The sequence below is a fragment of the Micromonospora sp. DT47 genome (assembly GCF_049844475.1).
GTDB lineage: Bacteria > Actinomycetota > Actinomycetes > Mycobacteriales > Micromonosporaceae > Micromonospora.
In genome coordinates this window covers 304,919-328,959 of the sequence record NZ_JBNCLC010000004.1, presented here as the reverse complement: position 1 = coordinate 328,959, position 24,041 = coordinate 304,919, and the positions used below count along the sequence as shown (strand labels likewise).

Annotated in this window: 20 protein-coding genes; 16 read left to right on the top strand and 4 right to left on the bottom strand. The window is 71.7% G+C overall.

The features are described from left to right. Window positions 1-49: 49 nt before the first annotated feature. On the bottom strand, window positions 50-1,204 hold the full coding sequence (galK, locus tag ACLQ2U_RS08660; RefSeq protein WP_425750143.1) for a galactokinase: 1,155 nt from the start codon (window positions 1,202-1,204) through the stop codon (window positions 50-52). Beyond that, window positions 1,201-2,184 (bottom strand): UDP-glucose 4-epimerase GalE, encoded by a 984-nt coding sequence (galE, locus tag ACLQ2U_RS08655; RefSeq protein ID WP_425750023.1) that lies wholly within the window; start codon window positions 2,182-2,184, stop codon window positions 1,201-1,203. The genes galK and galE overlap by 4 nt, the downstream gene beginning before the upstream one ends. Before the next feature lie 174 nt (window positions 2,185-2,358). Here galE and ACLQ2U_RS08650 point away from each other — a divergent pair, with 174 nt between their 5' ends. From ACLQ2U_RS08650 to ACLQ2U_RS08625, 6 genes are all read left to right on the top strand, one after another. Continuing rightward, window positions 2,359-3,372 (top strand): hemolysin family protein, encoded by a 1,014-nt coding sequence (locus ACLQ2U_RS08650; protein WP_425750022.1) that lies wholly within the window; start codon window positions 2,359-2,361, stop codon window positions 3,370-3,372. A 33-nt stretch (window positions 3,373-3,405) separates the two neighbouring features. After that, window positions 3,406-4,431, top strand: coding sequence for a tryptophan--tRNA ligase (trpS, locus tag ACLQ2U_RS08645; protein ID WP_425750021.1), 1,026 nt, complete (start codon window positions 3,406-3,408; stop codon window positions 4,429-4,431). A gap of 23 nt (window positions 4,432-4,454) precedes the next feature. Then, window positions 4,455-5,033, top strand: a complete 579-nt coding sequence (locus ACLQ2U_RS08640) for a 2'-5' RNA ligase family protein (protein ID WP_425750142.1) — start codon at window positions 4,455-4,457, stop codon at window positions 5,031-5,033. 58 nt (window positions 5,034-5,091) lie between these two features. Continuing rightward, complete coding sequence (locus ACLQ2U_RS08635) at window positions 5,092-6,027, top strand: YhjD/YihY/BrkB family envelope integrity protein (RefSeq protein ID WP_425750020.1); 936 nt, start codon at window positions 5,092-5,094, stop codon at window positions 6,025-6,027. Then, window positions 5,987-6,397, top strand: a complete 411-nt coding sequence (locus ACLQ2U_RS08630) for a GntR family transcriptional regulator (RefSeq protein WP_425750019.1) — start codon at window positions 5,987-5,989, stop codon at window positions 6,395-6,397. Before ACLQ2U_RS08635 ends, ACLQ2U_RS08630 begins: the two co-directional genes overlap by 41 nt. Window positions 6,398-6,496: 99 nt before the next feature. Continuing rightward, window positions 6,497-6,946, top strand: a complete 450-nt coding sequence (locus ACLQ2U_RS08625; RefSeq protein WP_425750018.1) for a hypothetical protein — start codon at window positions 6,497-6,499, stop codon at window positions 6,944-6,946. Between the two features lie 276 nt (window positions 6,947-7,222). On the opposite strand, the gene ACLQ2U_RS08620 is transcribed toward ACLQ2U_RS08625, so the two are convergent. Next, window positions 7,223-8,863, bottom strand: coding sequence for a glycoside hydrolase family 13 protein (locus ACLQ2U_RS08620; protein WP_425750017.1), 1,641 nt, complete (start codon window positions 8,861-8,863; stop codon window positions 7,223-7,225). 298 nt (window positions 8,864-9,161) lie between these two features. Continuing rightward, window positions 9,162-10,250 (bottom strand): LacI family DNA-binding transcriptional regulator, encoded by a 1,089-nt coding sequence (locus tag ACLQ2U_RS08615; RefSeq protein ID WP_425750016.1) that lies wholly within the window; start codon window positions 10,248-10,250, stop codon window positions 9,162-9,164. A gap of 195 nt (window positions 10,251-10,445) precedes the next feature. Here ACLQ2U_RS08615 and ACLQ2U_RS08610 point away from each other — a divergent pair, with 195 nt between their 5' ends. The 10 genes from ACLQ2U_RS08610 to ACLQ2U_RS08565 all read left to right on the top strand — a co-directional run bounded on the left by ACLQ2U_RS08610 (window position 10,446) and on the right by ACLQ2U_RS08565 (window position 23,985). After that, on the top strand, window positions 10,446-11,696 hold the full coding sequence (locus ACLQ2U_RS08610) for a sugar ABC transporter substrate-binding protein (RefSeq protein ID WP_425750015.1): 1,251 nt from the start codon (window positions 10,446-10,448) through the stop codon (window positions 11,694-11,696). After that, a complete protein-coding gene (locus ACLQ2U_RS08605) occupies window positions 11,696-13,336 on the top strand; it encodes an ABC transporter permease subunit (protein ID WP_425750014.1) in 1,641 nt (546 codons plus the stop codon). The genes ACLQ2U_RS08610 and ACLQ2U_RS08605 overlap by 1 nt, the downstream gene beginning before the upstream one ends. Beyond that, window positions 13,333-14,235 carry a sugar ABC transporter permease gene (locus ACLQ2U_RS08600; RefSeq protein ID WP_425750013.1) on the top strand — a complete coding sequence of 301 codons (903 nt, stop codon included), beginning with the start codon at window positions 13,333-13,335 and terminating at the stop codon, window positions 14,233-14,235. The genes ACLQ2U_RS08605 and ACLQ2U_RS08600 overlap by 4 nt, the downstream gene beginning before the upstream one ends. Before the next feature lie 181 nt (window positions 14,236-14,416). Beyond that, window positions 14,417-16,228 carry a glycoside hydrolase family 13 protein gene (locus ACLQ2U_RS08595; RefSeq protein WP_425750012.1) on the top strand — a complete coding sequence of 604 codons (1,812 nt, stop codon included), beginning with the start codon at window positions 14,417-14,419 and terminating at the stop codon, window positions 16,226-16,228. A gap of 173 nt (window positions 16,229-16,401) precedes the next feature. After that, the gene (locus tag ACLQ2U_RS08590; protein WP_425750011.1) at window positions 16,402-16,743 is read left to right on the top strand and encodes a hypothetical protein; all 342 of its coding nucleotides are present in this window, start codon (window positions 16,402-16,404) and stop codon (window positions 16,741-16,743) included. Window positions 16,744-17,534: 791 nt separating this feature from the next. Beyond that, window positions 17,535-18,602 (top strand): BMP family lipoprotein, encoded by a 1,068-nt coding sequence (locus tag ACLQ2U_RS08585; RefSeq protein ID WP_425750141.1) that lies wholly within the window; start codon window positions 17,535-17,537, stop codon window positions 18,600-18,602. Between the two features lie 141 nt (window positions 18,603-18,743). Further along, window positions 18,744-20,450, top strand: a complete 1,707-nt coding sequence (locus ACLQ2U_RS08580; protein WP_425750010.1) for an ABC transporter ATP-binding protein — start codon at window positions 18,744-18,746, stop codon at window positions 20,448-20,450. Then, complete coding sequence (locus tag ACLQ2U_RS08575; RefSeq protein ID WP_425750009.1) at window positions 20,447-21,778, top strand: ABC transporter permease; 1,332 nt, start codon at window positions 20,447-20,449, stop codon at window positions 21,776-21,778. The genes ACLQ2U_RS08580 and ACLQ2U_RS08575 overlap by 4 nt, the downstream gene beginning before the upstream one ends. Before the next feature lie 3 nt (window positions 21,779-21,781). Next, entirely contained in the window at window positions 21,782-23,062 is a 1,281-nt protein-coding gene (locus tag ACLQ2U_RS08570) for an ABC transporter permease (protein WP_425750008.1), read from the top strand. Window positions 23,063-23,274: 212 nt separating this feature from the next. After that, window positions 23,275-23,985: a cytidine deaminase gene (locus ACLQ2U_RS08565; protein WP_425750007.1), complete on the top strand. Its 711-nt coding sequence runs from the start codon at window positions 23,275-23,277 to the stop codon at window positions 23,983-23,985. Window positions 23,986-24,041 lie beyond the last annotated feature (56 nt).

The following is a 24,041-nucleotide window of genomic DNA, read 5'->3' as shown; positions in this document are numbered from 1 at the left end:
GACGCTCTTTCCATGCACGAGGGCGCACGGAAGCGCCGCGGGGGCGGGGTCAGTCGAGGCGGGTGGCGCCGGGGGCGGGGAGGACCGGCACGGTGGCGGGGGCGGCGAAGCCCTTCTCGGCGTACGCCTGGGTGACCACCTCGGCGACCGCGCTTGCGCGGTCCGCCTCGACCAGGGCGAGGACGCAGCCGCCGAAGCCGCCGCCGGTCATCCGGGCGCCCAGCGCCCCGGCCGCGAGCGCCGCCTCGACCGCGGTGTCGATCTCCGGGACGGTGATCTCGAAGTCGTCCCGCATCGAGACGTGCGAGGCGGTGAGCAGCGGGCCGATCTCGCGTACCCGGCTGGCGCGCAGCAGCGCGACGGTGTCGAGCACCCGCTGGTCCTCGGTGACCACGTGCCGGACCCGGCGGCGGGTCTCGTCGTCGAGCCGGCCGAGCGCGTCGTCGAGGTCGGCGACCGCCACGTCCCGCAGCGCCGGCACCCCGAGCCGTTCCGCGGCCCGCTCGCAGGACGTGCGGCGGGCGGCGTACTCGCCGTCGGCGTGCCGGTGCGGGGCGCGGCTGTCGACGACCAGCACGGCCAGCCCGGCGGCGTCCAGGTCGAACGGGATGTGCTCGACCGACTCGTCCCGGCAGTCCAGGAAGAGCGCGTGCCCCTCCCGGCAGCGGATCACCGCCGACTGGTCCATGATCCCGGTGGGCGCCCCGACGTAGGAGTTCTCCGCCCGCTGGGCCAGCCGGGGCTGCCGCTCGGTGGGCAGGTCGAGCCCGCCCAGGTCGACCAGGGCGGCGAGCACCGCCGCCTCGATGGCCGCCGAGGAGGAGAGGCCGGAGCCGACCGGCACGTCGGAGGCGATCGCGATCCGCGCTCCGGGCACGGCGTGCCCGGCCTCGCGCAGCGCCCAGACCACCCCGGCCACGTACGCCACCCAGCCGGTGACCCGGCCCGGCTCGTCGACCTCGGCCGCGCCGAACTCGACCGGGGCGTCGGACAGCTCCGACCGGACCGTCCAGCGCTCGCCCTGCTGCGGGGCGGTGGCGGCCACCGTACGCAGCGGCAGGGCGAAGGGCAGCACGAAGCCGTCGTTGTAGTCGGTGTGCTCGCCGATCAGGTTGACCCGCCCGGGAGCCGCCCAGCGGCCCGCCGGCTCCGCGCCGTACGCGGAGCGGAAGCCGGCGGTGGCGCGGGCCGCGGCGTCGGTCAGGACCGTTCCAGGACGTGGCTGCGGTAGAACGCCCAGGCGTCGCCGACCATGTCGTGCAGGGTGGGCTTCGCCGGCACCCAGCCCAGCTCCTCGCGGGCCAGCGCGGAGGAGGCGACCAGCTCGGCCGGGTCGCCCTCGCGGCGCGGCGCCACCTCGACCGGCAGCGGATGGCCGGTGACCTCGCGGACCACGTCGGTGACCTGGCGGTTGGTGAAGCCGTTGCCGTTGCCCAGGTTGTAGATCCGGTGCCGGCCGGGGACGGCGGCGCTCAGCGCCAGCAGGTGGGCGCGGGCCAGGTCCTCGACGTGGATGTAGTCGCGCACGCAGGTGCCGTCGACGGTGGGGTAGTCGTCGCCGAAGAGCTGGAGCTTCTCCCGCCGGCCGGCGGCCACCTCGAGCGCGATCGGGATCAGGTGGGTCTCCGGGTCGTGCCGCTCGCCGATCGCGACGCCGTCGCGCAGGTACGCCCCGGCGACGTTGAAGTAGCGCAGCGAGACGGCGGCCAGGTCGTGCGCGATGGCCTCGGAGGTGAGCGCCATGTCGACGGCGAGCTTGGTGGCGCCGTACGTGTTGGTGGGGGCCTTGACCGCGGTCTCCGGGATGGGCAGTTCCTCCGGGTTGCCGTAGACGGCGGCGGTGGAGGAGAAGACCATCCGGGGCACCCCCGCGGCCCGCACCGCGTCGATCAGGGCGATCGAGCTGACCGTGTTGGCGTGCCAGTAGAGCTCCGGCTTGACCATCGACTCGCCGGCGGCGATCAACGCCGCGAAGTGCAGCACGCCGTCGAAGCCGGCCTCGGGGGTGAGCACCCGGGCGGCCTGATCGACCGGCAGGTCGACGTGCGTGGCCTCGGGGGCGAGCGCCACCCGGTGGCCGGTGCGCAGGTCGTCGAGGACGGTCACGTCGTGGCCGTTGTCGAGCAGCATCCGGGTCACCACGCTACCGATGAAGCCGGCGCCGCCGGTGACGAGCAGTTTCATGTCGGGTCCTCCTGACTTGGCCGCTCCCGTCGCGGCCGTTCGTGATCACCCTACGGCCGCCCGCTTGTGGCCGCGCTCTCCGTCACACCTCCGTCATTCCATCATAAAGCTCCATGATCGAACAGATCCGAACATCGGCCGCCGCCCTTCCGCCGCCCACCTACCATCACCTACATGCGGGAGGCGGGCGGCCCCGGGCTCCGGAGACGAGCGTCGGGGCGACCCCGACGGGCGCCCGGGCCGGTGGCCCGCGGCGTCGCCCGGCTCGTGGTCCGGGTCGCCGACGGCGCCACCCGGCTCGTCACCGACCTGCTCGGCGCCAGCCCGGCCGCCGGTCGGGAACGGATCAGCGAGGACGAGCTGCGCGACCTGGTCGCCGCCAACACCGTCCTCGACCCGGACGAGCGGCGGATCATCGACGAGGTGCTGGTGGCCGGGGCGAGCCTGGTCCGCGAGGTGATGATGCCCCGGACCGAGGTGGTCTTCCTCGCCGCCGGGCTGAGCCTCGCCGAGGCGGAGCGGCTGGTCCGGGCGGAGACGCACACCCGCTACCCGGTGGTCGACGGCACCCACGACGACGTGGTCGGCTTCGTCCACCTGCGCGACGTGCTGCTCCGCCCCGACCTGGACCCGTACACCACGGTGGGGGAGCTGGCCCGGGAGGTGAAACGGCTGCCCGGCAGCAAGCGGGTGCTCGCCGCGCTGACCGAGATGCGCCGCGAGCGGCACCACCTCGCGGTGGTGGTCGACGAGTACGGCGGCACCGCCGGCATCGTCACTCTGGAGGACCTGATCGAGGAGCTGATCGGGGAGATCCACGACGAGTACGACGCCGTCCCCGAGCCGGTGCACGCCGGCCTGCCCGCGGTGGTGGACGGCCGGCTCAACCTCGCCGACTTCGCCGAGCGGACCGGGGTGGTGCTCCCCGTCGGCCCGTACGAGACGGTCGGCGGGTTCGTGATGGCGGAGCTGGGCCGGCTGCCGGTGGCCGGCGACGAGGTGCCGGTGTCCCCGGCCGACGTCCCGGAGCCGGACGACCGCGCCGGCGGTTGGCTGCTGCGGGTGCTGGCCCTGGAGGGGCGGCGGGTGTCCCGGATCGCGGTCTCCGCGGCCCGCCTGCCGGAGCAGCGGCGCGCGGTCACCGCCCCGGCCGACGTGACGGCGGGCCGACCCGCCGGCCCGTCATGACGTACGCCGTGGATTGCTGACAGAATTGCCGGCATGCCCGACGTTCCCGCCCGCCCCCGCGTCTTCTCCGGCATCCAGCCGACGGCCGACTCGTTCCACCTCGGCAACTATCTGGGCGCGGTGCGGCACTGGGTGGCGCTGCAGGAGACCCACGACGCGTTCTACTGCGTGGTGGACCTGCACGCGATCACCGCGGGGCACGACCCCAAGGTGCTCAAGCAGCGGAGCCGGTTGGCCGCCGCCCAGCTCTTCGCGGTCGGGCTGGACCCGGAGCGCAGCACCCTGTTCGTCCAGTCGCAGGTGCCCGAGCACCCGCAGCTGGCCTGGGTGCTGGGCTGCATCACCGGCTTCGGCGAGGCCAGCCGGATGACCCAGTTCAAGGACAAGTCGCAGAAGCAGGGTAGCGAGCGGGCCAGCGTCGGCCTCTTCACGTACCCGATCCTGCAGGCCGCGGACATCCTGCTCTACCAGGCCAACGCGGTCCCGGTCGGTGAGGACCAGCGCCAGCACCTGGAGCTCTCCCGGGATCTGGCCCAGCGGTTCAACTCGCTGTTCGGGCCGACCTTCACCGTGCCCGCGCCGCACATCGTGAAGGACACGGCGAAGATCACCGACCTGCAGGACCCGACGGCCAAGATGTCGAAGTCGTCCTCCTCGCCGGCCGGCATCATCGACCTGCTGGAGGATCCGGCCCGTTCGGCCAAGAAGATCCGCTCGGCGGTCACCGACACCGGCCGGGAGATCGTCTTCGACACCGAGACCAAGCCGGGCGTCTCCAACCTGCTGACCATCTACGCGGCGCTCTCCGGCCGGGGCATCGACGACCTGGTCGCCGCGTACGCCGGCAAGGGCTACGGCGACCTCAAGAAGGACCTCGGCGAGGTGGTCCGCGAGTTCGTCACCCCGATCCAGGAGCGCACCCGCGCCTACCTCGACGACCCGGCGCAGCTGGACAAGCTGCTCGCGCAGGGCGCGGAGAAGGCGCGGGCGGTCGCCGCGCCGACGCTGCGCACGGCGTACGAGCGGATCGGGTTCTTCCCGCCGGTCCGCTTCGAGTAGCGGCCCCGGAGCGACGGGTGCGGGTGGAGTCGGTGGCCGGAGGGGTGGCGCGGAGCGTGGATCGCAGGGACGGTGCGCCGCAGCCCGGCGACACCATCGAGATCGGGATCGCGGTGGACATCCCGGAGCCGTGGGGCGGCATGCTCACCCGGCGCCGGGTCGAGGCGGGTGACCCGCAGGCCGTCCCGGCGCACGTCACCCTGCTCGGGCCCACCCTGCTCCCGGCGGCGGCGCTGCCGGCGGTCGAGGAGCACCTGGTGACGGTCGCCGCGGCGCATCTGCCGTTCACCCTGCACCTGCGCGGCACCGGCACGTTCCGGCCGGTCACCCAGGTGGTCTTCGTGGCGGTGGCGGCCGGGATCAGCGAGTGCGAGCTGCTCGCCGCCGCCATCAACGCCGCGCCCCAGCTGCACCGGGAGGCCCGCTTCCCGTACCACCCGCACGTCACGGTGGCCCAGGACGTCGCTCCCGAGGCGCTGGACAAGGCGTACGAGGACCTGGCCGACTTCTCGGCGATGTTCGAGGTGGAGGGCTTCACCCTCTTCACGCACAGCGGCCAGACGCGGTGGCGGCCGCGCCGGGACTTCCGGCTGGGCGGCTGACCCCTCGCCGGTGGGCGGTCGACCGCCACGGCGACGACAGATCGGCGAGGATGACGTGGTGGACGCGTGGGGTCGGCTGACCGCCGGCATCGACCGCCGGTGCGCCGTGGCCCGGCACCGCTGGCCGCGGTTCGACCACCTCTGGCGGGCGGTGGACCTCTACGGCAATGTGCTGGCCGGGCGGCTCGCCGCGGCCATCGCCTACTACGGGTTCTTCGCGGTCTTCGCGCTCGCCCTGGTGGCGTACTCGATCTTCGGGGCGATCCTGGAGGACAACGACGAGGTCAGCGACGCGGCGGCGGGGTTCCTGCGGGAGAACCTGCCCTTCCTCGACCCGCGGCAGATCGCCGAGAGCAGCAACGCGGTCGGGGTGATCGGCCTGGTCATCCTGGTCTTCACCGGGATCGGCTGGGTGGAGGCGATCCGCTCCTCGCAGCGGCTGATGTACGGCTTCAACCAGCAGCCCGGCAACCTGGTGGTGCGTCGCCTGGTGGACCTGGGCGTGCTGCTGCTGGTCTTCGTGATGCTCGGCATCTCGGTGGCGGCCGTGGACGCGCTGGAGTCGCTGCTGCGCTTCGTGCTGCGGTCCACCGGCTCGGTCGGCCTGACCACGATCAGCGCGGTGCTGAGCGTGCTGGTCAACGTGGTGCTGGCGACCGCGCTGATGATCGCGGTGCCCCGGCTGCGGATGAGCCGGCGCCGGCTGCGCCCGGTGGTGCTGATCGTCGCGGTCGGGATCACCCTGCTCAACACCGTCGGGCGCCACTACATCGTGCGCACCGAGCGGAACCCGGCGTACACCGTGGTCGCCGGCGCGGTGGGACTGCTGCTCTACCTCTACCTGCTCAACCAGCTGCTGCTCTTCGGCGCCGCGCTCGCCGCGACCAGCCGGCACGGCCGGGTGGTCGACCTGGCGGAGGGGCCCGCCCCGGCGGATCTCGACGTCGAGGCCGATGAGGAAACCGGTCCGGGTACGCCGGGAGGGGCGGGCTGACGTGCTGATCGAGATCGACCCGGGCTCGGCGGTGCCCCCGTACGAGCAGGTACGCGGGCAGCTGGCCGCGATGATCGGCGACGGGCGGCTGGCGGTGGGCACCCGGCTGCCCCCGGTGCGGCAGTTCGCCGCCGAGCTGGGGCTGGCGGTCAACACGGTCGCCCGGGCGTACCGGGAGCTGGAGGCGGCCGGCCTGCTGGAGACCCGGGGGCGGCACGGGACGTACGTCGCCCCGGGCCGCGACGACGCGGTCGACCGGTTGCAGCGGGCCGCGAGCCGGTACGCCGACGAGGCGGTCCGGCTCGGTGTGCCGGCGGAGCGGGCCCTGGCCCTCGTCCGCGCGGCCCTGGACGCCGCCCGCCCGGGCTGAGCCGATGGCGGCGCCGAGGCGGGATCCCGACAGTCGAGGGAAGAGATGAATAGGGCAAATGCCGTCCGGTCCGCGGTGCCGACCGACCATGATGAGCCGGTGGGCGCACTCGTGACGTTGGACCTGCCGGACGACTCGCCGATGCTCGGCCTGCCGTGGATCATCACGTTCGGCCCGCTCGACGACCCCGCGGAGTGGGAGCCGGTGGTCTGCGGGCCGTACGAGCGGGCGCACGCGCTGGCCCTGGCCGAGGCGGTGGTCGCCGAGGAGCAGCTGATGGCGGTGGTCGAGCCGCTGCTGCCGGCGCTCTCGGCGGAGGAGATCCGCGGTGAGATCGCCGCCGCGCAGATCGCCGCCGAGGACGAGACGGCCCGGATCGAGGAGTCCGACCTGTACGGCGACTTCGAGGACGTCATCGACGACGAGCTGGAGGCGGCGGCCACCCAGGAGGAGCAGCCGGCCGAGCCGTTGACAGCGCCGAGCGAGGCCGAGCTGCGCGCCGGCTTCGGCCGGATCGCGGAGCTGCTGACCAACCGGGGCCGCCGCTGAACCCGTTCGCGCGGGACCGGTCCACCGGTTCCCTTCGCGCTGCCGTCACCGCCCTGGTCGACGGTGTAGCCGAGTGCCGCCGACCAGAACCCGCGGCGTCGTGCCGACACGTGGCAGTCCGACCCACGGTCGTCCCAGGTGGACACCGGCACCCCGGGAAGCGGACTCCCCGAGGCGCCGGCGCCACCTCACCCCCCACCACAAGGGGTCGGTAGCCCCAGCCGCCCGTCGGCGCGGAGCACAACGGACGACCAGGTCGATGGCGGGTTACCCGGCTCAACGCCGTTCGAACCACGCAGCACTGTCCACCGGCAGGACGTGCCCGTCGCCCTGCTCGGTGAGGTCGGCGCTGGCGACGATCGGCCGGCCGTAGCCGCCGATCGTGACCTCGGCGCCGCCGATGTTGACCACGCAGGTCAACGTGGTGTCGCCGGCGGTGCGGCGGAACGCCAGCACCCCGGGCTCGGTCTCCAGCCAGATCACCCCGCCGGCCGTGGTGGCCAGCGCCGGGTGCTCGTGCCGGATCCGCAGCGCGGCGCGGTAGAGCTCCAGCGTCGAGCCGGGCACGCCGGCCTGAGCGGCCACCGAGAGGGCACGCCAGGTCGCCGGGGCCGGCAGCCAGCTCAGCTCGCTGCCCTCCGGGCCGAAGCCGTACGGGGCCAGCTCGCCGCTCCACGGGATCGGCACCCGGCAGCCGTCCCGGCTCTCCCCGGTACGCAGGAACGCCGGGTCCTGGCGCAGCGCGTCGGGGAGGTCCAGTACCTCCGGCAGGCCGAGCTCCTCGCCCTGGTAAACGTACGCGCAGCCGGGCAGGGCCAGCATCAGCAGGGCGGCGGCCCGGGCCCGGCGCAGGCCGACCTCGCCGTCGCCGTACCGGGTGACGTGTCGCTGCCGGTCGTGGTTGGAGAGCACCCAGGTGGTCGGGGCGCCGACGATGGTCGACTCGGCCAGCGCGGTGTCGATCACCTTGCGGAACGAGTCGGCCGACCAGGTGACGTCGAGGAAGTCGAAGCTGAACGCCTGGTGCAGCTCGTCCGGGCCGATGTAGCGGGCCAGCCGCTGCGGGGTCTCGGCCCAGGCCTCGGCCACCGCCATCCGGCCGCCCGGGTAGCTGTCCAGGATCGGCCGCCAGGCGCGGTAGATGTCGTGCACCTCGTCCTGGTCGAAGTACGGCAGGCGACCCTTGCCGAGCAGCTCGGACTGGCGCTGACCGGTGGTCATCGAGTTGAAGCCGACGTCCGGCAGCCCTTCGGCCTTGATCATGCCGTGCGCCACGTCGATCCGGAACCCGTCCACGCCCCGGTCCAGCCAGAAGCGGAGCACGTCCTCGAACTCGGCGCGCACGTCGGGGTGGCGCCAGTTCAGGTCGGGCTGGGCCGGGTCGAACAGGTGCATGTACCACTGGCCGTCCGGCAGCCGGGTCCACGCCGGGCCGCCGAAGATGCTCTCCCAGTCGTTCGGCGGCAGCTCGCCCGACTCACCCTTGCCGTCGGCGAAGAGGTAGCGCTCCCGCTCCGGCGAGCCGGGGGCGGCGGCGAGCGCGGCGGTGAACCACGGGTGCGCGCTGGAGGTGTGGTTGGGCACCAGGTCGACGATGATCCGCAGGCCCAGGGCGTGCGCGTCGGTGATCATCGCCTCGAAGTCGGTGAGCGAGCCGAACAGCGGGTCGACGTCGCGGTAGTCGGCGACGTCGTAGCCGGCGTCGATCTGCGGCGAGGTGTAGAAGGGGGTCAGCCAGAGCGCGTCCACCCCGAGGTCGCGCAGGTAGGGCAGCCGCTCCCGGATGCCCTGCAGGTCACCCACGCCGTCACCGTTCGCGTCGGCGAAGCTGCGGACGTAGACCTGGTAGACGACCGCGGAACGCCACCAGTCGTCGTCGGAGGGCGGTGGCGTGGGGTTGGCGGCGGCGGCGGTCATCGGTGACGATCCCCGTTCTGTGGCGCGGGACGGCGGCGCCCGCGTCGGTGTGGGTGATGGGCGCGGATGCTGAGCAGAATGCCGCCCCCGCGCTGCAAGAGTCAAGCATTCCTTGCGCAAGAAATGACGGCTGTCACGCTACGGCCAGCACGTCGTCACCTGTCGTCCCGTCCACCAGCCGGGGCGCGAGTGCTCGACGACCGTTCGTGATCGACTCCGTTTCGCCGAGGTGGCGGTGTCCTGGCCGACCGGACCCCGCCACGTCGCCGACATGGCGGCGGGGCGCGGTGGGGGAAGGTCAGGCCGGGACGGCGAGGGCGGGCGGCGCCGGGCGCTGCCGCCCGGAGCCTCCGGGGGCGGGCGTGGCGTCGGCCGGGCGGGCCACCGCGGTGGAGCCGCGGACCACCAGCTCCGGACGGAACAGGTACTCCGAGTGCGGGGCGGCGTGCCCATTGATCTCGTCGACCAGCGCCCGGACGGCGGCGACCGCCATCGCGGCCACCGGCTGGCGCATGGTGGTCAGCGGCGGGTCGGTGAACGCGATCAGCGGCGAGTCGTCGTAGCCGACCACCGACACGTCCCCGGGGACGGTCAGGCCACGCTGCCGGGCGGCCCGGATCGCCCCGAGGGCCATCAGGTCGGAACCGCAGACGATTCCGGTGACCCCGCGCTCGATCAGCCGGCCGGCGGCGGCCTCGCCGCCCTCGACGCCGAAGAGGGAGAGTTCGGCGAACTCCTCCAGTCCGGCCTCCGGCAGGCCGGTCAGGCGGGTCATCGCGGCCTTCCAGCCGGTCACCTTCCGCTGTACCGGCACGAACCGGTCCGGGCCGGTGATCAGACCGATCTTCCGGTGGCCGAGCGCGACCAGGTGGGCGACGGCCAGCTCGGCGGCCTCCCGGTCGTCGCAGGAGACGAAGGGGGCGTCGATGCCGGGGGCGTATCCGTTGATCATGACGATCGGCAGCGGCCGAGCGATCAGCGCGCGGTACCGGTCGTGGTTGGCCGCGGTGTCGGCGTGCAGGCCGGAGACGAAGGCGATCCCGGAGACCTGCCGGTCCAGCAGCATCTCCACGTACTCGTCCTCGGTGACCCCGCCCGGGGTCTGGGTGCAGAGCACCGGGGTGAACCCGCTCTGCGCCAGGGTCGACTCGATGACCTGGGCGAACGCGGGAAAGATGGGGTTCTCCAGCTCCGGGACGACCAGCCCGACCAGTCCCGCGCTGCGCTTGCGCAGCCGGGCCGGGCGCTCGTAGCCGAGCACATCGAGGGCGGTCAGTACGGCCTGCCGGGTCTCCGGGGCCACGCCGGGGCGGTCGTTGAGCACCCGCGACACCGTGGCCTCGCTGACTTCGGCCTGTTTGGCGATGTCGGACAGTCGAGCGCGCATGGCGGCACTTTAGCTCAACGGCAAACTCTTGCGTACACGCCTGCAATCCCTTCCATTCTCTGCAACCTCTTGCTAACGTCCCCGCAACATGCGAGAGCAGCGGCGCAGCACTGGCGCCGGCTGGCAAGAACTTTCAGAGGTTTCCACGGCGGGTCGCCCTTCCCCCGGCGGACCGCCATGACGACAGGAGTACCGATGCGCATCCGTACCGCGGGTGTGGTCGCCGTTCTCGGCCTGGCGCTCGCCGCCTCCGGCTGCGGTGACAGCAGCAAGGACGAGCCGGCCGCGAAGGATTCCCCCAAGGCCGCGACCGGCAAGCTCGTCATCTGGGCCGACGACAAGCGCGCCGCGGCCCTCAAGCCGTTCGGCGAGAAGTTCGGCCAGGAGAACGGCGTCACCGTCGAGGTGCAGGCCGTCTCCAAGGACCTGCAGACCAACTTCGTCACCGCCTCCCAGCAGGGCAGCGGGCCGGACGTCGTGGTCGGCGCGCACGACTGGATCGGCAACATGGTCCAGAACGGCGCCATCGACCCGGTGCAGCTCCCCGACGAGCAGAAGAGCGGCTTCAACGAGACCGCCGTCAAGGCCGTGACCTTCAACGGTCAGGTCTACGGCGTCCCCTACGCCACTGAGAATGTCGCGCTCATCCGCAACACGGAGCTCGCCCCCGAGGCGCCGAAGACGATCGAGGACCTGGTCGCCGCCGGCAAGAAGCTCAAGGCCGAGAAGAAGGCCAGCGAGATCCTCTGCCTCCAGTCCGGCCAGAACGGCGACGCGTACCACGTCTACCCGCTGTACACCTCGGGCGGTGGCTACCTCTTCGGCACCACGGCCAACGGCGACTACGACCCCAAGGACCTGGGCGTGGGCAAGCCGGAGTCGATCGCGGCCTTCCAGAAGATCGCGAAGCTGGGCGAGAAGGGCGAGGGTGCGCTGAAGCGCTCCATCACCGGCGAGAACTCCATCGCCACCTTCACCGGCAAGAAGTGCGCCTTCCTGGTCTCCGGCCCGTGGGCCATCGCCGACGCCAAGAAGGCGAACATCAAGTACGACATCTCCCCGGTCCCCGGCTTCGCCGGTGGCAAGGAGGCCCAGCCGTTCGTGGGCGTCCAGGCGTTCTACGTCGCCGCCAAGGGCAAGAACAAGGCCCTGGCCCAGGAGTTCGTCACCAACTACGTGACCAAGCCGGAGCTGGCCGTCGCCCTGTACCAGGCCGAGCCGCGCCCGCCGGCGCTGACCGCCGCCTTCGACCAGGTCAAGGGCACCGACCCGGACCTGGCCAAGTTCTCCGAGGCCGGTAAGAACGGCCAGGTGCTCCCGGCGATCCCGGCCATGGCCGCGATCTGGGACCCGTTCGGCAAGGCGGAGGCCGCCGTCATCGGTGGCGCCGACCCGGCCAAGACGATCACCGCCGCTGGCAAGACCATCGCGGGTCAGATCAAGTAATGAGCACGTCGCTGTCCGGCCCGGGGTCTGCCGAGCAGACCCCGGGCCGGGGGCCCGTTCGCTCCGGGCTCCCGCGCAAGTCCCGCACCGCGCGGAACCACGCGCCGATCACCGCGACCGGTCTTCTCGTCAAGGTGGTCCTGCTCGGCCTGGTGGCCGGGATCGCGATCTGGGCGGCCTTCCCGCTCGTCGAGGCCAAGCTCTGGGTCGGACTGGCCATCCTGCTGGCGACCACCGCCGGCCTGTTCTACCTGTACCTGACCCCCCGGCACATCCCGGCCAAGTACCTGATCCCCGGCACGCTCTTCCTGATCGTGTTCCAGGTCTTCCCGGTGCTCTACACCGCCAGCACCGCGTTCACGAACTTCGGCGACGGTCACCGCGGCGACAAGTCCGACGCGATCGTCGCCGTCCAGAGCTCCTCGGTGAAGCAGGTCCCCGGCTCCACCCAGTACCCCCTCTCCGTCGCCACCAAGGGCGACCCGGCCACCGGGCCGCTGGTCTTCCTGATCACCGACCCGAAGACCGGCGCGGTCTCGGTCGGCGACGCCGGCGGGCTGGAGCAGCTCGACGCCACCGAGGTCACCGTGGCGACGGGCGGCAAGGTCACCGCCGCCGAGGGCTACACGGTGCTCAACTTCGGCCAGGCCAGCACCCGCAGCAGGGAGATCACCGACCTGGTGGTCCCGACCGCCGGCGGCGCGCTGCGCTCCTCCGGCCTGTCCCGGGCGTACGAGGGCACGGCGATCCGCGCGTACGACGCGGGCTGCGACTGCATCAAGGACAGCGAGACCGGCAAGACCTGGACCGCCGACGAGGCGGTCGGCTCCTTCGTCGCCGCCGACGGCGAGCGGCTGGCCCAGGGCTGGAAGGTCGACGTCGGGCTGAGGAACTTCAGCCGGGTGCTCACCGACCCGGCCATCTCCAGCCCGTTCTTCTCCACCCTGCTCTGGAACTTCGCCTTCGCGATCGGCTCGACCGGCCTCACCTTCCTGCTCGGCCTGGGCATCGCGCTGGCGCTGCACTCGCCCCGGATGCGCGGCACCAACTTCTACCGGGTGCTGCTGATCCTGCCGTACGCCATGCCGTCGTTCGCGATGCTGCTGGTCTGGCGGGACATGTTCAACACCGACTTCGGTCTGATCAACAACCTGTTCGGCTTCGGGGTCGACTGGTTCGGCGAGACCTGGTCGGCCCGGCTCGCGGTGCTGCTGGTACAGCTCTGGCTGGGTTACCCGTACATGTTCCTGGTCGCCACCGGCGCGCTCCAGGCCATCCCGCGGGAGCTGACCGAGGCGACCTCGGTCGACGGGGCCTCGCCCTTGCAGTCGTTCAGGGCGGTCACCCTGCCGCTGCTGCTGGTGGCGATCTCGCCGCTGCTGATCGCGTCGTTCGCGTACAACTTCAACAACTTCAACGCGATCTACATGACCACCGAGGGTGGGCCGTACCCCGCCGACAACTCGACGGTTGGCGCCACCGACCTGCTGATCACCTACTCGTACCGGCTGGCCTTCGGCGCCCAGGGTGCCGAGTACGGCCTGGCGGCGGCGGTGTCGATCTTCATCTTCGCGATCGTCGCGGTGGTCTCCGCGATCAGCTTCTCGCGGACCCGCAAGCAGGAGGAGGTGTACTCGTGAGCACCTACGCGGACACGCCGGTCGCCAACCGCAACGCCAAGGGCAGGTCCAGGAACCGCTGGTTCGTCCAGGTCGGCTGGCGGCACGTCGTCGGGGTGCTGGCGGTGGTGTTCAGCCTCTTCCCGATCCTGTTCGTGCTCTCGGCGGCGCTCAACCCGCTCGGCACCCTCTCCTCCACGGACCTGGTGCCGACCGAAGGCGTGTCGTTCGAGAACTTCACCAACCTGTTCGAGAAGACCGCGTTCGCCCAGTGGTTCCTCAACTCGCTGCTGCTCGCCGGCGTGGCCACCTTCGCGTCGATCTTCCTGTCGGCGCTGGCGGCCTACGCCTTCTCGCGGATGCGCTTCGCCGGCCGCCGGGTCGGCCTGCTCGCGCTGCTCCTGATCCAGATGTTCCCGCAGTTCCTGGCGATCGTGGCGATCTTCCTGATCTTCAACACGGTCACCGACCTGTGGCCGGAGATCGGCTTCAACACCCCGTGGGGCCTGTTCCTGCTCTACATGGGTGCCGCGCTCGGCGCGAACACCTGGCTGATGAAGGGCTTCTTCGACACGCTGCCGAAGGAACTGGACGAGTCGGCGACCATGGACGGCGCCTCGCACGCCCAGGTCTTCTTCCGGATCATGCTGCCCCTGGTGGCGCCGATCCTGGCGGTGACCGGACTGCTCGCCTTCATCGGCTCGATCAACGAGTTCCTGATGGCCAACGTGTTCCTCACCAACACCAGCTCGAAGACCCTGGCGGTCGGCATGTTCGGCCTGGTGGCCGGTGAGCGCAACAACAACTTCGGGATGTTCGCGGCGGGCACCCTGCTCACCGCGATCCCCACGGTGCTGGTGTTCCAGCTGGTCCAGCGCTACATCGTCTCAGGCCTCACGGCCGGAGCAGTCAAGGGATAAGCCGGACAGGTGGCCGCTCTTCGCGGGGGCGGGGTCAGCAGTGCTGACCCCGCCCCCGCGGAGAACCACCGCACGCTGCGCGGCAAGGGCGTCGACGACGTACACCGGAGCAGTTCCGGGCCGACCGAACGGGTCGGCCCACCTCCTCCTCGTACCGACTCGCAACCGAAGGGGTTTCGCCATGTCCCTGCAGCCGCACCACGACGGGTCCGCGCTCTACGTACCCGAGCAGGAGCCCGCACTCGGGCGGACCGTGCCGGTCTTCGTCCGGGTCCCGGAGGGCGCCGACGTGCGGACCGTGCACGTCCGGACCACCGGGGACGGCGAGCCGCGCTTCGTCGAGGCGACCGTCGACCGCCGCGACGGCGGCGACGTCTGGTGGCGGGCCGACGTCGAGGTCCGCAACCCGGTCAGCAACTACCGCTTCATGCTCACCGGGGCGAAGGGCTACCGCTGGCTCAACGCCGCCGGCCTGGTCGCCCACGACGTGCCGGACAACGGCGACTTCAAGCTGGTCAGCCACGCCCCGCCGCCCGCCTGGGCCCGGGACGCGCTGATCTACCAGATCTTCCCGGACCGGTTCGCCCGGTCCGCCGCGGCCGGCGGCCGGACGGCGCCCGACTGGGCGATCCCGTGCGACTGGGACACCCCGGTGATCGGGCGCGGCCCGGAGACGCCGTACCAGTTCTACGGCGGTGACCTGGACGGCATCACCGAGCGGCTGGACCACCTGGACCGGCTCGGGGTGAACACCGTCTACCTCACCCCGATCTTCCCGGCTCGCTCCAACCACCGGTACGACGCGGCCAGCTTCGACACCATCGACCCGCTGCTCGGCGGGGACGCCGCACTGGTCCGGCTCGCCGACGCGGTCCGCGCCCGCGGCTGGCGGCTGCTCGGCGACATCACCAGCAACCACACCGGCGACGCGCACGAGTGGTTCACCACCGCCGCCTCCGAGGTGCGCGCGGCCGAGCGGGAGCTGTACTACTTCGACGAGCTGACCGGCGACTACGAGTCCTGGAACGGGGTCAGGTCGCTGCCGAAGCTGAACTGGGGCAGCGCCGAGCTGCGCCGCCGCTTCGCCACCGCCGAGGACTCGCTGCTGCGCCGCTGGCTGCGCCCGCCGTACGGGCTGGACGGCTGGCGGGTCGACGTGGCCAACATGACCGGCCGGCTCGGCGCGGACGCGTACACCCACGAGGTGGCGCGGCTGCTGCGCGAGGTGGTCGCCGAGACCCGCGCCGACGGGCTGCTGCTCGCCGAGCACGGTCACGACCACACCGGCGACCTGGACCGGGACGGCTGGCACGGGACGATGAACTACGTCGGCTTCACCGACCCGGTCTGGTCCTGGCTGCGGCACGGCGACGACCCGGTGCCGAACTTCCTGGGCACCCCGGGCGGGGTGGCCCGGCGGGACGCCGACGCGGTGCTGGCCACCATGGACACCTACCGGTCGCTGATCTCCTGGCGGTCGTACACCCACTCGTGGCAGCTGCTCGGGTCGCACGACTCGGCCCGGATCCGGACGGTGGTCGGCGACGCCGCCCGGCAGGAGGTCGCCGCGGGCCTGCTCGCCACCATGCCGGGCACCCCGGTGATCTTCGCCGGTGACGAGCTGGGGCTGACCGGCGAGAACGGCGAGGGGTCGCGTACCCCGATGCCGTGGCACCGGCCGGAGAGCTGGGACCAGGGCACCTTCGCCGCGTACCGGGCGCTGCTGGCGCTGCGGCGGGACGAGCCGGCGCTGCGGCACGGCGGCCTGCGCTGGGTGCACGCCGACGCCGACACCCTGGTCTTCCTCCGCGAGGCGCCCACCGGCACCGTGCTGGTGCTGGCCCGCCGGGCCGCCGGCACGCCGGTCCGGCTGGCCGGCCTGCCGCCCGGCGAGAACGCCTACGGCGGCGCCCCGGCGCTGCGGCCGGCCGCCGACGGCACGGTCAGCCTGTTCGCTGACGGCCCCACCTTCCAGGTCTGGCGCCTCGCCTGACCCGCCCCGCCCATCGAGGGCGGGGGTCAGGGGCGTTTGAGGAGAGCGCGGACGCCGGCCAGGTTGGTGTGGCGGTCGGCGGCGCGGCCGGCGGCCGCGCCGAGATCACGGATTGAGCTCAGCCGGCAGGTCCCCCTACTACAACCCGTCGTTGATGGGGGAGGATGGCCGGCGTGGAAGCTCTTCGGCTGGTACTTCTCTACGTCCATCTGATCGGGTTCGCGCTGCTGCTCGGCGGCACGATCGCCCAGTACGTCAGCGGTCGGCTGCGGATCAACGCGGCCATGCTCTGGGGCTCGGTGATCGGACTGCTGACCGGTCTGGGCCTCTCCGCGCCGCTGCGCGACGGCGACGAGCCGGCACCGGCGAAACTTGTTACCAAGTTGGTGCTGGCCCTGCTGATCTTTGTCATGGTCTTCTTCTCCCGTAAGCGGGAGTCGGTCAACCGTGGCCATTTCCTCGCGATCGCCGGGCTGACCCTGGTCAACGCGGCGGTGGCGGTCTTCTGGCGATAACGTGCCGCTGGCCGGGCCATCCGGGGCGATTCGCTGACGACGACGCGAGCAATTGTTCGATTAACGAATTTTCCCGGCCGACACGACATGTCGGCCGGGACAATTCTCTTATTCGGTCCTTCTTTTCGACGTAGGCGTCAACCAGCCGGTACCGGGTCGAATCGCAGTAGGCGTACGACCACCTGCAGGTGCCGCCGGGGGGCCACGGCCCCCACTTCCAGACGCCCATCCGTAGGTCGACGTGGAGCAGTACGCCGCGGTGCGGAAGGACCCGGTCCCGGCGAAGCAGTGGGAATACGCGAAGCTGGGGGAGTCGACGCGAGGCTCCATGATCAGGGGCCCGAAATCGTTGATGATCTCGGCGTGCGCCTATGGGACAGGAGCCCCGCTGTCGACCGTGGACCCGTCGATGTCTCGATGTCCGCCATGCGGGCGCGGGTTTGCCCGATCGGCCCGTCGTGGCCTGGGCAAAGTGGTAAAACGGAAGCGGTGCGAGACAACGGGCGAGACTCCTTAACGACCATAAAGTATCCTCAGTCCGGCACCCCTGACGCTCGCCCTCCGTGTCGGCCCGCCTCGACGAGGAGTGATCTCCCCCACCCGACGGTTACATGCGGGTAACGGGCGCTCAACAGTCGTGCACGATTGTCGGCCGGTGGGTGGACGCGGGCGTACGCTCCCGTCCGTAACGTGGGATTGCCGGCAGCACAGCGCTCGTCGGTTTCAAGGGCTGCCACCGCACGAGGCGCGGTGTGCAATGGAAGGGAGACGTCTTGCGCTCTGTGCGTGGGATGCGGATCGCCTCCGTCTTCGCGGTGGGTGGGCTCGTACTGGCCGCCGCCGCGTGTGGTGAGGCCCCCAAGGAAGACAACGGCGCCGGCGACGGCGGCAAGAAGTACAGCGCCTGCATGGTGACCGACGTCGGCGGCATCGACGACAAGTCCTTCAACACCTCCGCCTGGAAGGGCCTTCAGGAGGCGAAGAAGGAGAACGACAAGATCGACATCAAGTACGTCGCGTCGAAGGCCGAGGCGGACTACGAGGTCAACCTGACCGGGTACGTCAACCAGAAGTGCGACTTCATCCTCGCGGTCGGCGGCCTGATGGGCGAGGCCACCACGAAGGCCGCCAAGGCGAACCCGAACCAGCAGTTCGGCATCGTGGACGCCAACCCGGGCGTGGACAACGTCTACCCGATGCAGTTCGACACCGCCCAGGCCGCGTTCCAGGCCGGCTACCTGGCCGCCGGGATGAGCAAGACCGGCAAGGTCGGCACCTACGGCGGCCTGCCGATCCCGCCGGTGACCATCTTCATGGACGGCTTCGCCGACGGCGTGGCGCACTACAACAAGGCCAAGGGCAAGAACGTCCAGGTCCTGGGTTGGAACAAGGAGACCCAGAAGGGCTCCTTCACCAACGACTTCGTCAAGCAGGACGAGGGCAAGAAGGTCTCCGACGCGCTGGTCGCCCAGGGCGCGGACATCGTCATGCCGGTCGCCGGCGGCGCCGGCCTCGGCACCACCGCCGCGGCCCAGGCCTCGGGCGGCAAGTACTCGGTCATCTGGGTGGACGTCGACGGCTGCGAGAGCACCCCGAACTGCCCGACGCTGGTGACCACCGTGGTCAAGAACATCCCGGACGCCGTCAAGGAGGCCGTGCTCAAGGCCGCCGGTGGCGAGAAGCTCCAGGCCAAGCCGGGCTTCGTGGGCACCCTGGCCAACAACGGCGTGTCGATCGCCCCGTACCACGACTTCGACAGCAAGGTCCCGGCGGACCTGAAGGCCGAGGTCGAGAAGATCAAGGCGGACATCGCCGCCGGCACCATCACGGTCACCTCGAAGGCCCAGCCGACCAAGTGATCGCCTTCCCGGCCGCCGCGATGAGATCATCGGCAGCGGCGGCCGGCGGGCACCTGGCATGACGATCGGCCGCCTCGACGTACGTGGGGACGACCCCGCGACCGTCGGGGCGGCCGATCCGCTCCACCCCTCGGCCGGCCCGTGCCGGCCGGCCGGCCCACCAGCAGCTACGCTGCACCGTCGCTCGCACTCCAGGAGGTTGCGCTGAGACTCGAACTGCGCGGCATCACCAAGCGGTTCGGTGATCTGGTCGCCAACGACCACATCGACCTGACGGTGGAGCCTGGAGAGATCCACGCCCTGCTCGGCGAGAACGGCGCCGGCAAGTCGACCCTGATGAACGTGCTCTACGGGCTCTACCAGCCCGACGAGGGCGAGATCCTGGTCGACGGCCAGCCGCTGAAGCTGAAGGGCCCGTCAAGCGCGATCGCGGCCGGGATCGGCATGGTGCACCAGCACTTCATGCTGGTGCCGGTCTTCACCGTCGCCGAGAACATCATGCTCGGCGCCGAGCAGGTCAAGGGCGGCATCGCCGGCTTCCTCGACCGGCGGCGGGCCCGCCGCGAGGTGGCCGAGGTGTCCGAGCGGTACAACCTGCGGGTCGACCCGGACGCGGTGGTCGAGGACCTGCCGGTCGGTATCCAGCAGCGGGTGGAGATCGTCAAGGCGCTCACCCGCGACGTCGACCTGCTCATCCTGGACGAGCCGACGGCCGTGCTCACCCCGCAGGAGACCGAGGAACTGCTCACGGTCATGCGGTCGCTCAAGGCCGCCGGCAAGTCGATCGTCTTCATCACCCACAAGCTCGGCGAGGTCAAGGCGATCGCCGACCGGATCACGGTGATCCGGCGCGGGAAGACCGTCGGCACCGCTTCCCCCGAGGCGAGCCGGGACGAGCTGGCCGCGCTGATGGTCGGCCGCAACGTCCGGCTCACCGTGGACAAGAAGGCCGCCACCCCCGGTAAGCCGATCCTCGAGGTCGCCGGCCTGGTCGTCAACGACGACCGGCAGATCCGCGCGGTGGACGGCGTCGACCTCACCGTGCACGCCGGCGAGGTGCTCGGCGTCGCGGGCGTGCAGGGCAACGGCCAGACCGAGCTGATCGAGGCGATCATGGGGCTGCGCCCCACGCTCGCCGGCTCGGTCACCCTCGACGGGCAGGCCGTGCACGGCTGGTCGACCAAGAAGGTGCTCCGCGCCGGGGTCGGCTACGTCCCGGAGGACCGCAGCGTGGACGGCCTGGTCAAGGAGTTCTCCGTCGCGGAGAACCTGGTGCTGGACATCTACGACCGGCCGCCCTTCGGCAAGGGCCTGGCGCTCAAGCCGGACGCGATCGCGAAGTCGGCGAAGGAGCGGATCGAGCAGTTCGACATCCGTACCTCCTCGGCCGACGCCCCGGTGGGCACCCTCTCCGGCGGCAACCAGCAGAAGGTGATCGTGGCCCGGGAGCTGTCCCGGCCGCTGAAGCTCTTCATCGCCGCCCAGCCCACCCGCGGCGTCGACGTCGGCTCCATCGAGTTCATCCACAGCCGGGTGATCCGGGAGCGGGACATCGGCACCGCCGTCATGCTGGTCTCCAGTGAGCTGGACGAGGTGATCGGGCTGGCCGACCGGATCGCGGTGATGTACCGCGGCCGGATCATCGGCATCGTCGGCCCGGACACCCCTCGCGAGGAGATCGGCCTGTTGATGGCCGGCATCACCCCGGACGCCGCGGGCGACACCGCCGGGGCGACCCCGACCGGCGGCGCGGCCACCACGGCCGGCGCCACCAGCGGTACGGCCGGCGAGCCCGGCGGCGCGGCGCCCCCGGCCCCCGAGGGCCCTGGTAACGAGGACGAGGCATGAGCAACCCCAACCCGGCGTCGGGCTCCCCTGACAAGGAGCCGGCGACCGAGGCGCAGGCGGCGCAGAACGCGGCCGGCAACACCGACCGCGGCGCGACCATGACCGCCCCGAAGCAGCCCGCGGAGCAGCCCCGTCCCACCCTGGGCCGGCTGTTCCTGGACAACCTCTGGGCGGCCAACACGGTCACCGTGACCGTGCTCGCGCTGCTGCTGGCGATGCTGATCGGCGCGGTCCTGATCGTCGTGTCCGACCCGGAGGTGCTGGCCACCTACGGTTACATCACCGCCCGGCCGCTCGACGCGATCAACGCCAGCTGGACGGTGGTCAGCGAGGCGTACGCGAACCTGTTCAAGGGCGCGGTCTTCGACCCGGAGGCGTCCGGCTTCCAGGCGACGATGGGGCCGATCTCCGAGACGCTCACCTACACCGCGCCGCTGGCCTTCACCGGCCTGTCGGTCGCGCTCGCCTTCCGCGGCGGCCTGTTCAACATCGGCGCCCAGGGCCAGGCGACCATGGGCGTCATCCTGGCCGCGATCGCCGGGTTCGCCCTGCCGCTGCCGCCGGTGCTGCACCTGCTGGTCGCGCTGATCGCCGGCGCGGCGGCCGGCGCGCTCTGGGGCTTCGTCCCGGGCATCCTCAAGGCGCGGACCGGCGCGCACGAGGTGATCAACACGATCATGCTCAACTACGTCGCGGTCTACTTCCTCTCCTGGGTCATCATCCAGAACGGGGTGCAGAACCCGGACCGCGCCGACGCGATCAGCAAGCCGGTCGACTCCTCGGCCCAGCTGCCCCGGCTGCTCGGCGACAACCTCCGGGTGCACGCCGGCATCCTGCTCGCCGTCCTCGCCACCTGGTTCATCGCCTGGCTGCTCAACCGCTCCACGCTCGGCTTCGAGCTGCGCGCCGTCGGCGCCAACCCGGACGCCGCGCGGACCGCCGGCATCAGCGTCACCCGGACGTACGTGCTGGTCATGGTGATCGCCGGAATGCTCGCCGGCCTCGGCGGCAGCCAGATGGTGCTCGGCTCGACCGCGAACGCGCTCACCCCGCTGGTGGTCGCGCAGATCGGCTTCGACGGCATCCTGGTGGCGCTGCTCGGCCGGGTGAAGCCGTGGGGCGTGCTGCTGGCGGCGCTGCTCTTCGGCGCGCTCCAGGCCGGCGGCAACCGGATGCAGTCGTACTCGGGGATCTCGCTGGAGCTGGTCACCGTGCTCCAGGCGCTGATCGTCATCTTCATCGCCGCGCCGGCCCTGGTGAAGGCGATCTTCCAGCTCCGGGCCGCCCGCGCCGCCCGGTTGCAGACGAGCCTGGCGAAGGGCTGGTAAGGCATGTCCACCACCGCTGTCCCCGACGTCGCCGTCGCCACGGTCGACGAGGGCTTCTGGACGCGCAACCGCAAGATCGGCGCGGTCCTGCTGGCGCTGGGCGTGCTCGCCGCGGTGCTCTTCGGGGCGCTCGCCACCGACCAGCAGGCCCGCTTCACCCTCAGCGAGACCGAGGGCGGCGCGGCGCTGGAGATCAACGGCACGGTCGGCGCGATCCTCTTCGGAGTGATCGCCGCCGCGGCCGGCGGCGCCCTGCTGGCCGGGGTGCCGAAGCGCTGGTTCACCCTGGCGCTCGGCGTCGGCCTGGTCGCCTTCGTGCTGAGCTTCCTCTGCTGGCAGGTCTCCGCCGCGCCCGAGGGGCGCAACTTCATGCCGCTGGTCAACATCGTCCGCGGCACCTTCCTCCTGGCCCTGCCGCTGATCTTCGGTGCCCTGGCCGGGGTGCTCTGCGAACGCTCCGGCGTGGTGAACGTGGCCATCGAGGGGCAGTTGCTGATGGGTGCGTTCAGCGGCGCGCTCTTCGGCAGCATCTCCGGCAACGTCTGGGTGGGCCTGGTCGCCGCGGCGATCGGCGGCGCGCTGATCTCGCTGCTGCTGGCCGTCTTCGCGATCCGCTACCTGGTCGACCAGGTGGTCATCGGCATCGTGCTGAACCTGCTGGCGGTCGGCGTCACCGGCTTCATCTACGAGCGGCTGATGCAGACCAACGCGGAGAAGTACAACAGCGCGCCGCGCTTCCCCAGCTGGGAGATCCCGCTGCTCAAGGACATCCCACTGATCGGGCCGGCGCTGTTCCGCGGCAACATCTTCCTCTACCTCGGCCTGCTGCTGGTGCTGGTCATCCACATCGCGCTGTTCCGCACCCGGTGGGGTTTGCGGACCCGCTCGGTCGGTGAGCACCCGACCGCAGCGGACACCCTCGGCGTCAAGGTGCTGGGGCTGCGCTACCGCAACGTGCTGCTGGCCGGTGTGGTCGCCGGCATCGGTGGAGCCTCGTACACGCTGGCGCTCTACTCGTTCACCAAGAACATGATCGGCGGTAAGGGCTTCATCGCCCTGGCCGCGCTGATCTTCGGTCGGTGGAGCCCGACCGGCGCGCTGCTCGCCGCGCTCTTCTTCGGCTTCGCCGACCAGCTGGGGACGTACCTGGGCGCGATCGGCAGCAGCATCCCCAGCCAGTTCCTGGCGATGCTGCCGTACCTCGCGACGATCCTGGCGGTGGCCGGGCTGGTCGGCAGGGTCCGGGCGCCAGCGGCGGACGGCAAGCCGTACATCAAGGGCTGAGGCCTCGACTGACGCGCGAGCGTGCCCGGCGGGGAGACCCGCCGGGCACATTCGCGTCGGGGTGCGGGCCGCCGTCCCCGCGGCCGTCCCGCGCCAGCTGGCCGTACTCGTCGTGCGCCGACCGGCCCCGTCTCCCGCGCCGCTCGGTGTCGGTCGACACCCGGGCCGACCCTTCCCGCGCCCGGCCAGGGTGACTTGGGCAGAATGGTGGGATGACCGAGATCGACTGGGAGCGGCTACGGGCCGCCGCCACCGAGGTGATGCGACACGCGTACGTGCCGTACTCGAAGTTCCCGGTCGGCGCGGCCGCGCTGGTCGACGACGGCCGGGTGGTGGTCGGCTGCAACGTGGAGAACGCCGCGTACGGCGTGGTGCTCTGCGCCGAGTGCGGGGTGGTCTCCTCGCTGCACGCCACCGGCGGCGGGCGGCTGGTGGCCATGTCCTGCGTCGACGCCACCGGCGAACCGCTGATGCCGTGCGGCCGCTGCCGCCAGCTGCTCTGGGAACAGGGCGGCCCGGAGTGCCTGATCGAGTCCAAGGGCGGCCCGCTGCGGATGGCGGAGCTGCTGCCGCACGCCTTCGACGTGGCCGACATCGAGGCGGTGGTCGGCGAGACCCCGGTGCCGGTGGTGCCGGACCGGCTGGCCGCCTGGCGCGGTCGGGGCACCGTCTTCGTCCACCCCGACCTCTCCGCCGGCCGGCAGGTCTGGACGGCGTACTGGGAGCGGTCGGCCGGGGACGACGCGGGCGCCGAGACCGGGGTGCTGGAGGAAGGCCCGAGCTGGGATGACTCCGCCGAGGCGATCACCTGGGGGCTGGCCCGTACGCCGCGGGTGGTGGTGGTCGACGCCTCCGGCACCATCTTCTGGGCCGGTGAGGGCGAACCGCCGATGGAGATCCCCACCCGCTGGCCCGCCGGCTGAGGTCACGGACCGGCCCCCGCGCCGGGGCGCGCCGCCGATCAGCAGAACCTAGGAAA